The sequence below is a fragment of the Methylobacterium mesophilicum genome, assembly GCF_022179445.1.
Classification (GTDB): domain Bacteria; phylum Pseudomonadota; class Alphaproteobacteria; order Rhizobiales; family Beijerinckiaceae; genus Methylobacterium; species Methylobacterium mesophilicum.
Genome location: NZ_BPQU01000062.1, coordinates 1 through 12258, shown reverse-complemented (window position 1 = coordinate 12258; position 12258 = coordinate 1). Strand labels below are relative to the sequence as shown.

Sequence of the window (12258 nt, the reverse complement as noted above, 5' to 3'; positions counted from 1 at the left end):
TCCCGCACGGGAGAGGGGACCCGCGCCACATCCGGGGATGTGTGAATCCGATAGCTCTGCGGGGGAGGGAGACGCGCCCAGGATCAGCCGACGCCCCCACGGCCTGCAGCGATGTGCGATCCGCTGATGCACACGCGCGCAAAGCACCCGCGCCCTTCACCCCAGCACGACCACGCGCATCATCCGTAGCCGGCTCACTGAGCGAAGTCGGGATCGGTGCGGGCCAGCATCCGCTTGAACGCCGCCCACTCGTTGTCCGGGGCGCCCTGGACGGCGACGCGATCGTAGCCGGCTGCGTATTGCCCGGCGGTCTTGGCCGCGATGGCGGCGGAGGGGCGGGTGATCGGCGCGCCGGCCGCCTGGATCGCCAGCTGCGCCCGGCACGAGCGCTCCAGGTTGTGCATCAGCTTGAACGCCTCGCCGACCGAGCGGCCGCAGGTCAGCAGCCCGTGGTTGCGCAGCACCATGACGGGCTTGTCGCCGAGGTCGGCCACCAGCCGCGCCCGCTCGTCGAGGTCGAGGGCGATGCCCTCGTAGGCGTGGTAGGCGAGCCGGCCGGCGAACTGCATCGACCACTGGTTCAGGGCGAGCAGCCCCTCCTCCTGGCACGACACCGCGACGCCCGCGACCGTGTGGGTGTGCAGCACGCAGATCGCGTCGTGGCGCGCGGCGTGGATGGCGCTGTGGATCGTGAAGCCGGCCGGGTTGATGCCGAGCCCCATCGGATCCTCGAGCACGCGGCCGTCGATATCGACGGTGACGAGGTTCTGCGGCGTCACCTCCTCGAAGCGCAGGCCGTAGGGGTTGATCAGGAACCGGTGGCCCTCCCCCGGCAGCCGCGCCGAGATGTGGGTGTAGATGCTGTCGTCGAGGCCGAGCCGGTGGATCAGCCGGTAGGCCGCCGCCAGGTCGAACCGCATCGCCTCGACCGCGGCGGGGTCGGCCTCGGGGTCCGGGGCGCTCGAATGGGCGGCTGCGATCATGCGACGGCTCCTGGCTCGCTGGGCGGCATCGCCGACAGGGTGCACCAGGGGCCGCCGGCCGGCAATGCATCGGGGCCGATCGCTGGAGTCCCGGATTCACAAGGTCTGGGACCTTGTGCGGGTCCAGGGCGGAGCCCTGGTGTCGGGCTTCGCCCGATGATCGGAGGCCCTGCCTCGAACCCCGCCAAAGGGCTCGCCCTTTGGGAACCCCTTATCCAGCGATCCCTTGACAATGTTCCTATTTTGTGCTCATGGTCTCTCGCCCGCCGCGATCCGTCGTGAGACGTCTCGGGGCGCCGGTCCGGTCAGCCGCCGGGCGGGCGGCGGTGGGCCGGTGCCCGCGTCTGCCGTCGGCTGCGGCAGCCTCGGGCGCGGGAACGCGACACCCCCCGGCTCGGGCTGGGCGGCGGCCGGCGGAGGAAATGCCTCCGGCCGTTCAGAGGCCTGACGGCGACCCTGTCCTGGGCGGTGCGGCGGTTCTGCGACGCTCTCCACTACGAGGGGGCGTGCGACGAAGGCTCGCTCGGAAGCGCTGAGGGGCGATGAGCACCTCGGGTCAGATCTTAGCGCAGGCGCGTTCCCGCGTGACGGACACCGGACGAAAAGACGGATGCGGTGGCCCGGCCGGCCTGTTGGCGGCGGGGCTTCCGGTCCGCGGGACGCCGGGAAGCCGGCTCTTTGTGCAACGTTGCGTTCGGGCTTCGCGGCGTCCCGCGTCACCCCGGTTGCGACTGGGTTTTCTTCAGCCGTGCTCCCGGCGGTTTTCCGCGCGGGGCCGATGGGGTGTGTCCGAATGCCGTCGAAGCCCCCCGGATCTCCAAACCATCCCCCTCATCCTGAGGCGCCGAAGCGAGGCGAAGGCCTCGAAGGAGGGCTCCAGTCCGCCGCGCGACCCCTGGAGGGCTCCTTCGAGGCCGCTGCGCGGCACCTCAGGATGAGGGGGGTGGGTGGGAGGGATCGGATGGTCTGGCCGCACAGGTATTCACAACGTCCCCGAATACGCCCCGCCATCCATCAACACATTCTGGCCGGTGATGAATCCGGCGTGCTGGCTGCACAGGAACGCGCAGGCGGCGCCGAACTCGTCCGGCTGGCCGAAGCGGCCCGCGGGGTTGTCGCGCGCCCGGGCTTCGAGGAACGCCTCCACGCTGGTGCCGGCCTGGGCGGCCCCGGCGACGGCGTTGCTGCGGATCCGGTCGGTGTCGAACGGGCCGGGCAGGAGGTTGTTGATCGTCACGTTGTGCCGCACCGTCTGGCGGGCGAGGCCCGCCACGAAGCCGGTCAGCCCCGAGCGGGCGCCGTTGGACAGGCCGAGATGCGCGATCGGCGCCTTCACGGCCCCGGAGGTGATGTTCACGATCCGGCCGAACTGGCGCCCGATCATGCCGTCGACGGTGGCCTTGATGAGTGCGATCGGCGCCAGCATGTTGGCGTCGAGCGCCCGGATCCAGGCGTCGCGGTCCCAGTCGCGAAAATCCCCCGGGGGCGGGCCGCCGGCATTGTTGACCAGGATGTCGGGCTCCGGGCAGGCGGCGAGCGCGGCGGCCCGGCCGGCCTCGGTGGCGATGTCGCCCACCACCATGGTCACGGCGGCGCCGGTCTCCCGGCGGATGGCCTCGGCGGTCGCCTCCAGGGTCTCCGCGGTGCGGGCGGTGATCGTCACGGCGACGCCCTCGCGGGCGAGCGCCAGGGCGCAGCCCCGTCCAAGCCCCTTGCTGGCCGCGCATACGAGCGCCCGGCGCCCGCTCAAACCCAGATCCATGGATGCCTCCGAGAGCCGGCCCTCCGGCGAGGGCCTCCCGGGAGGGTAACGCGCGGCCGGTGCCGCCGGCACCCGGGCGAGCCGATCCGCCGAAAGACGTACCGAACCCGATGCAACCTGTGGGATTGGTCCCTCATGGAGGTGCCCATGATCGTGCTTCGGATACCGACGGCCGGGTTTGCGCTCTGGGCGCTCTCGGCCGGCCTGGCCTGCGCGCAGCCGGACGTCACCGGGACCGGCGGCGGCCCGCTCTCGACCGAGACGGCGCCGAACACCACCGCGGTGGGACAGACCAAGCCGCCGAGCCGGGGCGCCAGCCCGGCCGAGACCCGGCCGATCGCGCGCCGGACCCCGCGCCAGGTCGCGGACGACGCGATCAGCACCCGGATCTGCATCGGCTGCCGGCCCGATCCCGGCACCACGGGCTCCTTGGCCGATCCCTTGCCCGGCTCCTCGCCGGGCTCCTTGCCCAACGCGTCGCCCGGGTCCGGACCGGCATCCGGCCTGCCGGCCAAGCGCGACGTCCAGCTCGACGAGCTCCGGACCCTGGCGCCCCCCAGGCAGCAAGCCGACCTCGACACCCTGCCGCTGGCCTCCGCGCATCGCGAGCAGGCGCGCTCGGCACAGGAGAAGACCGACGGCCTCTGGCAATCGTGGCTCGTCTCGGTCTGCGACGGCTGCGGCGATCAGAAGCCGGCCCGGCACCTGAAGCTCGAGGATTGGCCGGACCGGCAGGCCGCGCTGGTCCCGGGCGCGGCCGACCACGGCAGGCCGCCGCCGACCCGGGTGCGGGCCGCCGCGACCCCGCCGCACCGGAGTCTCGCGGCCGACCTTTCGCCGGAGAACATCACCGGGATCCGCCGCATGCCGTGAGCGGACCCGCCGGTCCCCGGTGGCGGGCCCGCGTGGTGAGGCGCGCTACCAGGTCTGCAGGTCGCGGCGCGCGCCCGCTTCCGGCGCCTGGTCGAGGCACGGGGCCACGAACCCGGCCCAAAGCAGGGCGCCGACGCCGGTCAGCAGCGGGGCGGTGATACTGAGAACGAGGCTGAGGGTCACGGTGGCCTGCTCGCTGGACAGCTTAGAATTGCCCGGATGCAGCAATCATCGCCGGTAATTGTTGTTTCGCCATTAAAACGATTGGTCGTTTTGAGGCGAATTCAACAGGGCGCCGGGATCGGTGCAGGTTGCGCACAGACCGGGCGGCCGCCGGCGCATCGCAGGAGCGCGTGGCCCCGCAAGGATCAAGGATACGGAGCAAGGATACGGAGTCGGCTCGGGGCGGGACGTCGATCGGGAGATCGGCTGCTTCCGACCGGGGCGCTCGCCGCCGGAGGGGATGCCGGTCCCGGCGTAAGCGGGCGCATCGGAGCGAGGACCGGGAGCCGGGGGTACCGGCGAGGCGGGCGAGCAAGGCTCCCCCTCCCGCCTCGCCGGTACTGGCCTGCGTGGGGGGTACGCAAGTCAGTAATCTACGCCTATCATTCCGGCTATGGAGTCGCCAATCAGCGGTTTATACTGAGCGATAGAGCATAAGCCGCTATTAGCGGGTCTCTGTATTGCATCGGGATGGATTGATGGCGGCCCTTCTTGCGGATCCGTTCGGCCGGCAGCTGCTGAGCCTGCTCACCGCGGATTACGGGATCCCCGGCGATCCCGGGCGGCGGGTCCTCCGGCACGAGCTGCAGCAGCTTCAGCTGCGCGCCCAGGCCGCGCGCGCGCCGCGCTCGGTGACGCTGGCGATCCGCGCGGCGCTCGCAGCCCTCCGGGCCGAGTTTTCCGCGCCTCTCCCCATCGCACCGCTGCCTATCGCGTCCGGCCCCGGCGCCCCGCTCGGGCTTTGACCCGTGCACCGGGGCGGTCGGCACTCTTCATCGGGCTGTTACAACCCGGAACTAGAGGCATCCTGCGTGACATCATCTCGGGAGTGAAGGCAGATGCCGGCCCATTATTGTATTAACCCGCTCGATCCGTATGCCGAACAGGAAGTCCTCGTCACCTACGACGATCACCGGCCGTTCGTGACGGTCCGGTCCGCGGTGGACGAGGAGGGCTACGACATCCTGACGGAGCTGTCGGCCGAGTGCGTCCGGGTCCTGCAACTCGAGATCGCCGTGTATCACGGCCATATCGAGCCCTACGCCTGGGCGCAGCACGCGGTGGACGTCGCGGCGGCTCCGGCGGTCGCGTGACCGCGGCGGCACGTCAGGGCCGGGTCGGTTCCGCCGCGAGGGTGCCGAACTCGCTGACCATGCATTCGTGCATGCGCCGCAGCCACATATGCGCCTCGGTGGCGCGGGCTTCGGCCCGGTCGGCCCGCTCGGCCGCCAAGCGGACCTGTTCCTCGGCCCGCTCCGCGCGGGCGACCGCCTCGCGCATCGTCGCCTCGGCATGGCGAGCCCGGTCCTCGGCCGCCCGCGCCGCCGCATCCGCCTCGCGGACCGAGCGCTGCGCGTCCCGGACGGACTCGCGCGCGCGCTTCTGCATCTCGCGGACCCGGGCCGCGACGCCCCGGACGGCCAGCAGCGAGGCCGACCAATCCTCGTCCTCCTCGGACCCGGCGGTGTCGGGTCCGGAGAACAGCGCGACCACCCGGTCCACCGGCTCGACCTCCGGGGGGACCGCTTGCGCTCGGGCCGGGCTGCTGCTCATGCGGCGGCCTGATCGGTCAGGTCGGAGAATTCGGACATGATCGCGTCCTGGACGCGGGCCAGCCACTCTTCGGCGTGACGCGCGCGATCCTCCGCGGCCCGGGCCCGGGCCTCGGCCGCCTTCACGCGCTCTTCGGCGGCGATGACCTGCGCTTCCGCGCGGACCTGCGCGTCCCGCGCCTGCACTTCGGCGATGCGGGCCCGTTCGTTGGACGCGGTGATGTCGTCGCGGACCCGCTCCAGCACGTGCTCGATGCGCTCCTCGCGCTCCCGCGCCTGGGCCTCGACTTCGCGCGCCTGGCGGGCCGCGGCCTGCACCCGGTGGATCAGCGCGTCCCAATCCTGCGGCGACGATTGCGGCGTCGGCAGCGGGGCTTGCTCGTTCAGGGATGACACCACCCGCAGGACGTTGCCGAGATTGGCTTCCGGGGCAGCGCCCGGCTCGCGCTTCGATTTGTCGGCGGTGCGGAAGCGCGGATCGTTCAAAAGCCGCTGCAGCTCGCTCACGGGGCGCCCTCTCCCTGCCTGTAGACGTTGGGGTGATTAAACTGATCGTAATGATTAACAAACCGTTAAAATCAAGTCGACGGGGTGAGGCTTTGTTAACATAGGCTGCGCCCGGTGCTGGAATTCGGGCGGGCTGAACGGACCGCGCCGGCCGTCTCCGCGACACCGGAAGGCCCGGCGCCCCGGCCGTCCGCGGAACTGGATGGGCCCATGCCGGCTTCCCCCACGCAGGATGCCTGCCGGAGGAACAGCTTGATGCGCAACGGTGCCCAGGATCGAGGTCCGACCTCTTCCGGGCCGGACCGGGACGCGGCGCGCGGGTTCGCCGACGCCCTGCGCGATCAGGCACGCGGCTATGCCGGCAAGCGGCGGGCCGATGCGCTCCGGGTCGTCTCCGATGTCGGCGATGCCATCCGGGATACGGGCGCCGGCTTCGACGGGCTGCCGCAGGTGAAGGCCTTCTTCGATCAGGCCGCGCTCGGTGTCGACGGGCTGGCCGAGGACATGTCCCGCCGCTCCTTCGGCGAGATGTACGACGAAGTCCGGGCCGCCGCCCGGCGCCGGCCCGTCCTGACCGCGGCCGCCGCCATGCTGGCCGGCGTCGCGCTCTACCGGCTGATCAACCCACCCGGGGTCCGGCCGGTGCCGCGGTCGCGGGCCCTGGTCCCGGTCGACGTCCTGCCGACGCCGGACCTCTAGCGCCGCGTCGCGGAGCGCGGAGTCCGGGACCAAGCCGCCCCGGATGGGACGGCCGATCAGCCGAGTTGCGCGGGTTCTCCCGGATCGTCCTGGACATCTGCTCCCGGACGAGGCCTGAACGTTTCGATTTCGCATCGTCCCCGAGCGCCGGAAACCGGCGCCCGAGGCGATGCCCCACCGGAGAACAGGACCCCATGACCAACGCGGCGGACGAACTCGAGCAGGATGTGGAGGCGAGCCGCGGGCGCCTGGATCGCACACTGGGCGATCTGCAATCCCGCCTTCAGGGGCCGGGCATCCCCCGGGATCTCGGCGACCTGAAGCGGTCCGGGCAGGCCGCCGGCGAGGCGGTCGAGCGGTTCGTCGCCGACGTGCGGGTGAACCCCGTGCCGGCCCTGCTGATCGCCGCCGGGCTCGGCCTGCTGGTCTACGACGTGTTCCGGTCTACGGCGCGCCGGCGTTCGACCGGGCTCTCGGCCGGATCCCCGGCTGCGGATCGGGACCTCGCCGCGAACCGGGCGGACCGGATGGAGGAGCGGCTCGACGAGGCGCTGGAAGAGAGCTTTCCGGGCAGCGATCCGGTCTCGGTACGGATCACCAAATAGGACCTATCGGTCCCCCCCGAGACCCGGGAGCGGCGGGTCGGCCCCATCGTCCCCGCTTCAACGGACGCCCGCCGTCGCCCGCACGGTGGGTCGCAGCCGAGAACAACCGCGCCGACCGGGCCGGGGGCCGGTCGATCGCCGGTATTCAGCCTGAAAACGTCGACCATTCGGCAACATCTGCTTTCGATCCGGGCCCGATTGTCATGCCCTCGGGCAGCGCCACCGATCGGCGATGGAACATGCCTGCTTCCGAACCCGTATTCATCCCGGTAGCGCGATTGGGAGGCGAAGGGGGGCTGACATGACCGACAGAGACCCCGACGCGCATTCCATCCCGGATTCCGATCCCCAGGCAGCCCGGATGCCGGAGGTTCTGCGCCTCTCGACGGCCCTGGCGGAGCAGATGCTGGCCTCGCAGATCACGGGGCGCTCGATCTCGGGCGATCAGCTCGCCGCGCTGGTGGGTGCGGCGCGACTCCTTCAGGACAGCAACGTGCCCTGGCCGCCCCTCGTTCACGAGGTCGTCCAGGAGTTGGCCGACCGCATGGACGCCGCCGGACCGCAGTCCGACGGGGCGGCCTGACAGGCATCCGACACCCCGTCGGACCGGCTCCGCGCGGTCGTCGCGGCAGGATGAGAGGTCGCCGACCGCGGTGGTGCGCCGCCGCAGCCCCGACCGCGTCGCCGACCCGCCGTCACAGATGGGGATCTCAGCCATGTGGTACCTCTACGGCTTCGTGCTGCTGGCAGGCGTCGCCAACGCCGTCCAGGCCGGGCAGAACGGGGCGCTCTCCAAAGGGCTGGCCGAATCGCTGACCGCGGGGCTCGTGGTGGCGGCCGGGACCGCCACCTGCATCCTCGTGGTCGGCCTCCTCTCCGGCAGGCTCACCTGGCCCACGGCGGACCAGGTTATGGCGATGCCCTGGTGGGCGTGGTTCGGCGGCATCCTGGGCGGCTGCATCATCCTGGCGCAGTTCATCGTGGCGCGGCAGATCGGGGCCGCGCCGTTCCTCGGCCTTCTCGTCACCTCGGGGGTGGTCACCTCGATCGTGCTGGACCATTTCGGCTGGGTCGGCTTCGAGACGCATCCCGCCGGCCTGTGGCGCATCCTCGGCGGCCTCCTGATGGTCGTCGGCGTGGCGCTGGTCGCGACCTTCTGACGACCGGGCGCGGGCCGCTCCGCCGGCATCCCGGAACGGTCCCGCTCCGCACGGGGTTGCTCTTGGGAGAGTTCAGGGAGAGCGCGATGCTGACGGGTGGTCTGCTGTGGCTGATCGGGGTGCCGATCCCCGTCCTCATCCTGATCTGGTTCTTTTTCCTGCGCGGACGATAGCGTCCGCCACGGGCGGCGAACCTGCGAGATGCGAACCCCCGTGATCACCGCGCCCTCGCACGCGGACCAGCCGCGGCGCCCGCACGCCGCGATCGTCGTCTCGACAGAACTGCGCCTGCCTGTATCGTGCCGGAATGCGCACCGCCCTCGCCGCCCTCACCCTCGTCATGGCTGCCGGGGTTGCGCTCGCGCAGCAACAGCCGCCCACGGTGCCCGAGCTGCTGACAGCGGAGGCGAAGGCCGCGCTCGGATGCGAGGGATCCGGCGATCCTGCCGTGATCCGGGAGCAGTGCCGGCTCCGGGACCGGCTGAGCGGACGCCTGGCTCAGGCCGGCTATTGCTGGGGCCGCAAAGGGCAGAGCGACGAGAAGAAGGACTGGCACGCCTGCCAGCCTGATTCGATCTTCGAGGACGACATCGAGGCGGTCCAGCGCTGAGCCTCGATCTCGAAAGGTCGTGGATCTTCGGCGCCCCCGATGCGCCGAGCACCGGGCCGGCTTCAGCGGAAAAAGCCTCAGATCCTCGTCTAGAGCCGTGCTCGACCACATTGGGTCGGGCACGGCTCTAAGCTCTTGTTTTGACGCGCTCTGTTGCGACGAACCGGAGCCACTTCGTCGGAGAGCGCTCTAGCTGATCGCCGCCGGGTGGCGGGATGGCGCGCCCTTGTAATGTCGCGGGATCAGCGGGCAGCCATCGTGGACGCGGAAATGTGACGGCGAGGCGCGCCGCACCGCCGTGTAGCCGCCCTGAATCATCAGGCGTCCGAAGCAGGCCGGGCAGCGCTTGAGGGCGTCGCGATGGCGCGCTTGCGCCTCGTCGACCGTCATGGCCACCCAGGCCCCTTCGACGGAGACTTCGCAGGTCGGGGTTCCGGGCTTCACCATGACGCGACGATGCCGTCTGCCGGCGGGCCGCGCCAGCGCAGGGGCGCCACAGCGGGCCGCCGACAGGCGTGCAGGTTATGCCGCAAAGCGTCGCGGCCGGACCCGGTCCGGGCCTCGTCGCGCCGAGGTCGTGTGCCGGATGGTCGATCGTACCCTGCGCGGCGGCGCAGCAACTACTTCTGCGCCGACCGGGTCTTGATACACAACAACACGCGCCGGATGTGGTTGCGCAACTGATCTTTGCTGTCCGACGGTGCCTCGGTTTTCTTGGCCGAGTCCGGTTTGTTACACGTCGACATGGCAAGTGCCCCAAGGAAGGAGCGCCACCTCAGCGGGCCTTAGGGCCTTGGTTCGGAAGGCGATCGCCAATAGCTTTAGTGGATCGTCTCGCCAAAATCTCGACATAATTGCAACTCGCGCAGCCAATTCAGGTTTGAGATATTTTAAGGTTTATCGTTGTTTTTGAATGCTGCTGTGCCGTTACGCACTACGTAGCCGAATTCATGGACCCTTGCGGGGGATTCGATCTGGGGGACCTGCCAGATGCCCGAGCGCTTCTACTTCGACATCGAGAACGGCGCCGAGGCGATCCGCGACGAGGACGGCGTCGAGGCTGCCAGTCCGGATGCGGCCCTGGAGGAAGCCCGGAGCGTGATCCGGGAGATGGCCGCCGAGTTGGCCGCCGCAGATCCCGACGCGGCCTGGACCCTGATCGTGCGCGACGCGTCCGGATTCGTGATCGGTCGCCTGCCGGTCACGCCCTAGATCCGCGCCGGCCCCGCGGCGATCGGCGGGGCCGCACAGCCGGCCGCGGCCGGCGCGTCAAAAATGCGCGGGCGGGCGGCGGATCTTGGCCGCAGGTCCAAGAGCTAGCGGAGCATGTGGTATCTCTACGGACTCACCATCCTCGCCGGCCTCGCGAATGCGATCCAGCCCGGCCAGAACGCGACGCTCTCGAAATCCCTCGGCCTGCCGATCACGGCCGCGCTGCTGACGCTGCTCGTCAGTACGTCCGCCCTCTTGGTGGGCGGCCTCGCCGTCGGCAAGCTCGAGATCCCGAGCGGGCAGCAATGGGCGCAGGTGCCCTGGTGGGCCTGGCTCGGCGGGTTCCTCAGCATCCTGCTGATCCTCGCCCAACTCTACGCGTCGCCGGCCATCGGCGCCGCGTCCTTCCTCGGCATCATCGTCACCGTGGGCGTGGTCGCCTCGATCGTGCTCGACCATTACGGCTGGGTCGGCTTCGCGGTGCATCCGGCAAGCCTCTGGCGGATGCTGGGCGCCGTCCTGATGATAGCCGGCGTGGCGCTGGTCGCGCTGTTCTGAGCGGCTGACGCGCTCAGAACGAATCTGGGATGGCCACGGCCTCGGCGGCGTAGCGAGCCCGGCCGGGGCCGTCGGCCGGCACGCCGCTGTCGGCGCACCACGCCGCGAACGCAGCGGGCTCGATCGGCACGCGCACCACGGCGACGCCGCTGCGCTGGACCTCGCGTTCCATCTGCTCGGTGGCGATCCGCCAGGTCTCGTATCGGGGCGGCAGCCTCGGTCCGTCGGCGAGGCTGGCCCGGAGCGCCTCGTAATGCTCCGGGGCGTACCAGGGCAGGCCGACGCGGCGCGGACGGGTCATCGGAAGCTCGCAGGCCATGGGCGTCGGAACGCGGCACCGACCGCTCCTCGGCCGGCATCACGTCCCTCAACGGCGCAGCGCGACATTCGGTTCTGCCGCACATTCGGCATCAACAGTCCGCCGGCCCTCGACGCGTCGCTCGGCCATGGTGTGGAAGCACACCTGTGAGATGAACGGGCCGTCCTTGTGCGTGCGGCGACGCTCTTCCGGCCGTTGCCGGTTCGACCGGTCGCCCTTACCTCCGCCCTGCAGGCCCCGATGGCGTCGGGGTCCTGCCGCCCTTCCCAAGGGGTGTCTCCTCCCAAGACTTCGGGCCGCCCCATCAGGGGTGGCCTTTTTTGTCTCCGGGGTCCGATCGATCGGACGGTACGACGCTCCGTCCCTCGCGGCGGTAGGCCGGCGCATCGTTGCGAGAGCCGGCGGGCCACCGTCCGGGATGATGCACGAGAGCGCTCGCCGCCGAAGTGGATGTCGGTTCGGCGGAAGCGAGCGCGTTCGCTCAAAGACTTAAAGCTGTCGCCGAATACAGCGCGATCGGGAGCGGCTTCAATCGATGGCCTCGGCCGTCCGTGAGATGGCGCCACCGCGCCCGAAGGTCTCGTGGGCCGCCTGCGCCAGCTCCCGGCGGGCGACGACGTCGGCCAGGGCCATCAGGATGCCCATCAGCCCCAGGACCAAGACAATGCGGCGGAGGATCGGTCGATTGGACATGCGCGGCATCCAGAGACGTCGGGCTGTCTAGCAGGGCCCCCGGAAAGCGGCTGCCGCCCCCGGGCCACAGTGGGTACGGAATGTGAACGCGGTCCCTGTCGCCGGCTTCCGCCTCCCTCCGCGGGCCCGTCCTGTCGCCCTTCGGCCACAGGGGCTCGGCAATTGCCGCCTTTGCCGCAACCGATGCCCGGCGTCGGCGTTGTCGCAGTCGGCCCAGTATTCCCGAATGATGTCTGCCGGACCGCAGCCATTTACCGTCGGTTTACTATGACGCCTCGTGTCGTTGCCGGCGGGTGTGTCCGTAAAACTACAGCTTTCTTCCCGACGGATTGGTAGTCATGGCGTCAGATTTCACGCCCTGGATTACCCCGCATGACCAAGCTTCTCGCCTCGCTCGCCGCCTTCACTGCCCTGACCGGCGCCGCTGCCGCCGCCGACCTGCCGCGTCGCGCCGCCCCGCCGCCCGTGTTCACCCCGGTGCCGGTGTTCACCTGGACCGGCT

At 70.6% G+C, this 12258-nt stretch carries 18 protein-coding genes; 10 read left to right on the top strand and 8 right to left on the bottom strand.

The genetic code is table 11. The features are described 5' to 3' along the window. Positions 1–194: 194 nt before the first annotated feature. On the bottom strand, positions 195–983 hold the full coding sequence (locus MFF40_RS27795) for a class II aldolase/adducin family protein (RefSeq protein ID WP_238263059.1): 789 nt from the start codon (positions 981–983) through the stop codon (positions 195–197). A gap of 982 nt (positions 984–1965) precedes the next feature. Further along, on the bottom strand, positions 1966–2745 hold the full coding sequence (locus tag MFF40_RS27790) for an SDR family oxidoreductase (protein WP_238263057.1): 780 nt from the start codon (positions 2743–2745) through the stop codon (positions 1966–1968). Between the two features lie 147 nt (positions 2746–2892). Here MFF40_RS27790 and MFF40_RS27785 point away from each other — a divergent pair, with 147 nt between their 5' ends. Next, entirely contained in the window at positions 2893–3618 is a 726-nt protein-coding gene (locus MFF40_RS27785; protein ID WP_238263055.1) for a hypothetical protein, read from the top strand. A 45-nt stretch (positions 3619–3663) separates the two neighbouring features. Here MFF40_RS27785 and MFF40_RS27780 read toward each other — a convergent pair whose 3' ends face one another. Then, positions 3664–3801, bottom strand: a complete 138-nt coding sequence (locus MFF40_RS27780) for a hypothetical protein (protein ID WP_238263053.1) — start codon at positions 3799–3801, stop codon at positions 3664–3666. A 518-nt stretch (positions 3802–4319) separates the two neighbouring features. Here MFF40_RS27780 and MFF40_RS27775 point away from each other — a divergent pair. Both MFF40_RS27775 and MFF40_RS27770 read left to right on the top strand, forming a co-directional pair. Next, complete coding sequence (locus MFF40_RS27775) at positions 4320–4586, top strand: hypothetical protein (RefSeq protein ID WP_147856132.1); 267 nt, start codon at positions 4320–4322, stop codon at positions 4584–4586. Between the two features lie 93 nt (positions 4587–4679). Continuing rightward, a complete protein-coding gene (locus MFF40_RS27770; RefSeq protein ID WP_238263051.1) occupies positions 4680–4934 on the top strand; it encodes a hypothetical protein in 255 nt (84 codons plus the stop codon). 13 nt (positions 4935–4947) lie between these two features. On the opposite strand, the gene MFF40_RS27765 is transcribed toward MFF40_RS27770, so the two are convergent. Both MFF40_RS27765 and MFF40_RS27760 read right to left on the bottom strand, forming a co-directional pair. Continuing rightward, a complete protein-coding gene (locus MFF40_RS27765) occupies positions 4948–5394 on the bottom strand; it encodes a hypothetical protein (RefSeq protein WP_238263049.1) in 447 nt (148 codons plus the stop codon). After that, positions 5391–5900, bottom strand: coding sequence for a hypothetical protein (locus tag MFF40_RS27760; protein WP_147899356.1), 510 nt, complete (start codon positions 5898–5900; stop codon positions 5391–5393). The genes MFF40_RS27765 and MFF40_RS27760 overlap by 4 nt, the downstream gene beginning before the upstream one ends. A 255-nt stretch (positions 5901–6155) precedes the next feature. Here MFF40_RS27760 and MFF40_RS27755 point away from each other — a divergent pair, with 255 nt between their 5' ends. The 5 genes from MFF40_RS27755 (at position 6156) to MFF40_RS27735 (ending at position 8974) form a co-directional block, all read left to right on the top strand. Further along, positions 6156–6599, top strand: a complete 444-nt coding sequence (locus MFF40_RS27755; RefSeq protein WP_238263047.1) for a hypothetical protein — start codon at positions 6156–6158, stop codon at positions 6597–6599. A gap of 194 nt (positions 6600–6793) precedes the next feature. Continuing rightward, a complete protein-coding gene (locus MFF40_RS27750) occupies positions 6794–7204 on the top strand; it encodes a hypothetical protein (protein ID WP_147856086.1) in 411 nt (136 codons plus the stop codon). 301 nt (positions 7205–7505) lie between these two features. Further along, the gene (locus MFF40_RS27745) at positions 7506–7787 is read left to right on the top strand and encodes a hypothetical protein (RefSeq protein WP_238263045.1); all 282 of its coding nucleotides are present in this window, start codon (positions 7506–7508) and stop codon (positions 7785–7787) included. A 133-nt stretch (positions 7788–7920) separates the two neighbouring features. Further along, the gene (locus MFF40_RS27740) at positions 7921–8364 is read left to right on the top strand and encodes a DMT family transporter (protein ID WP_147856089.1); all 444 of its coding nucleotides are present in this window, start codon (positions 7921–7923) and stop codon (positions 8362–8364) included. A 307-nt stretch (positions 8365–8671) separates the two neighbouring features. After that, positions 8672–8974, top strand: coding sequence for a hypothetical protein (locus tag MFF40_RS27735; protein ID WP_147856085.1), 303 nt, complete (start codon positions 8672–8674; stop codon positions 8972–8974). Positions 8975–9163: 189 nt separating this feature from the next. Here the strand turns inward: MFF40_RS27735 and MFF40_RS27730 are convergent, their stop codons facing one another. Then, complete coding sequence (locus MFF40_RS27730) at positions 9164–9421, bottom strand: hypothetical protein (protein WP_147856084.1); 258 nt, start codon at positions 9419–9421, stop codon at positions 9164–9166. A 543-nt stretch (positions 9422–9964) separates the two neighbouring features. Here MFF40_RS27730 and MFF40_RS27725 point away from each other — a divergent pair. After that, a complete protein-coding gene (locus MFF40_RS27725; RefSeq protein ID WP_147856083.1) occupies positions 9965–10186 on the top strand; it encodes a DUF6894 family protein in 222 nt (73 codons plus the stop codon). A gap of 114 nt (positions 10187–10300) precedes the next feature. Next, complete coding sequence (locus MFF40_RS27720; RefSeq protein ID WP_147856082.1) at positions 10301–10744, top strand: DMT family transporter; 444 nt, start codon at positions 10301–10303, stop codon at positions 10742–10744. 13 nt (positions 10745–10757) lie between these two features. Here MFF40_RS27720 and MFF40_RS27715 read toward each other — a convergent pair whose 3' ends face one another. Both MFF40_RS27715 and MFF40_RS27710 read right to left on the bottom strand, forming a co-directional pair. Then, positions 10758–11045: a hypothetical protein gene (locus tag MFF40_RS27715; RefSeq protein ID WP_238263044.1), complete on the bottom strand. Its 288-nt coding sequence runs from the start codon at positions 11043–11045 to the stop codon at positions 10758–10760. Between the two features lie 546 nt (positions 11046–11591). After that, positions 11592–11756: a hypothetical protein gene (locus MFF40_RS27710; protein WP_187277602.1), complete on the bottom strand. Its 165-nt coding sequence runs from the start codon at positions 11754–11756 to the stop codon at positions 11592–11594. Positions 11757–12258 lie beyond the last annotated feature (502 nt).

What these genes read in the sequence shown, in the direction of transcription:
- MFF40_RS27795 (WP_238263059.1), bottom strand. Translation starts at nt 983, where the DNA reads ATGATCGCAGCCGCCCATTCGAGCGCCCCGGACCCCGAGGCCGACCCC.
- MFF40_RS27790 (WP_238263057.1), bottom strand. Translation starts at nt 2,745, where the DNA reads ATGGATCTGGGTTTGAGCGGGCGCCGGGCGCTCGTATGCGCGGCCAGC.
- MFF40_RS27785 (WP_238263055.1), top strand. Translation starts at nt 2,893, where the DNA reads ATGATCGTGCTTCGGATACCGACGGCCGGGTTTGCGCTCTGGGCGCTC.
- MFF40_RS27775 (WP_147856132.1), top strand. Translation starts at nt 4,320, where the DNA reads ATGGCGGCCCTTCTTGCGGATCCGTTCGGCCGGCAGCTGCTGAGCCTG.
- MFF40_RS27770 (WP_238263051.1), top strand. Translation starts at nt 4,680, where the DNA reads ATGCCGGCCCATTATTGTATTAACCCGCTCGATCCGTATGCCGAACAG.
- MFF40_RS27765 (WP_238263049.1), bottom strand. Translation starts at nt 5,394, where the DNA reads ATGAGCAGCAGCCCGGCCCGAGCGCAAGCGGTCCCCCCGGAGGTCGAG.
- MFF40_RS27755 (WP_238263047.1), top strand. Translation starts at nt 6,156, where the DNA reads ATGCGCAACGGTGCCCAGGATCGAGGTCCGACCTCTTCCGGGCCGGAC.
- MFF40_RS27750 (WP_147856086.1), top strand. Translation starts at nt 6,794, where the DNA reads ATGACCAACGCGGCGGACGAACTCGAGCAGGATGTGGAGGCGAGCCGC.
- MFF40_RS27745 (WP_238263045.1), top strand. Translation starts at nt 7,506, where the DNA reads ATGACCGACAGAGACCCCGACGCGCATTCCATCCCGGATTCCGATCCC.
- MFF40_RS27740 (WP_147856089.1), top strand. Translation starts at nt 7,921, where the DNA reads ATGTGGTACCTCTACGGCTTCGTGCTGCTGGCAGGCGTCGCCAACGCC.
- MFF40_RS27735 (WP_147856085.1), top strand. Translation starts at nt 8,672, where the DNA reads ATGCGCACCGCCCTCGCCGCCCTCACCCTCGTCATGGCTGCCGGGGTT.
- MFF40_RS27730 (WP_147856084.1), bottom strand. Translation starts at nt 9,421, where the DNA reads ATGGTGAAGCCCGGAACCCCGACCTGCGAAGTCTCCGTCGAAGGGGCC.
- MFF40_RS27725 (WP_147856083.1), top strand. Translation starts at nt 9,965, where the DNA reads ATGCCCGAGCGCTTCTACTTCGACATCGAGAACGGCGCCGAGGCGATC.
- MFF40_RS27720 (WP_147856082.1), top strand. Translation starts at nt 10,301, where the DNA reads ATGTGGTATCTCTACGGACTCACCATCCTCGCCGGCCTCGCGAATGCG.
- MFF40_RS27715 (WP_238263044.1), bottom strand. Translation starts at nt 11,045, where the DNA reads ATGACCCGTCCGCGCCGCGTCGGCCTGCCCTGGTACGCCCCGGAGCAT.
- MFF40_RS27710 (WP_187277602.1), bottom strand. Translation starts at nt 11,756, where the DNA reads ATGTCCAATCGACCGATCCTCCGCCGCATTGTCTTGGTCCTGGGGCTG.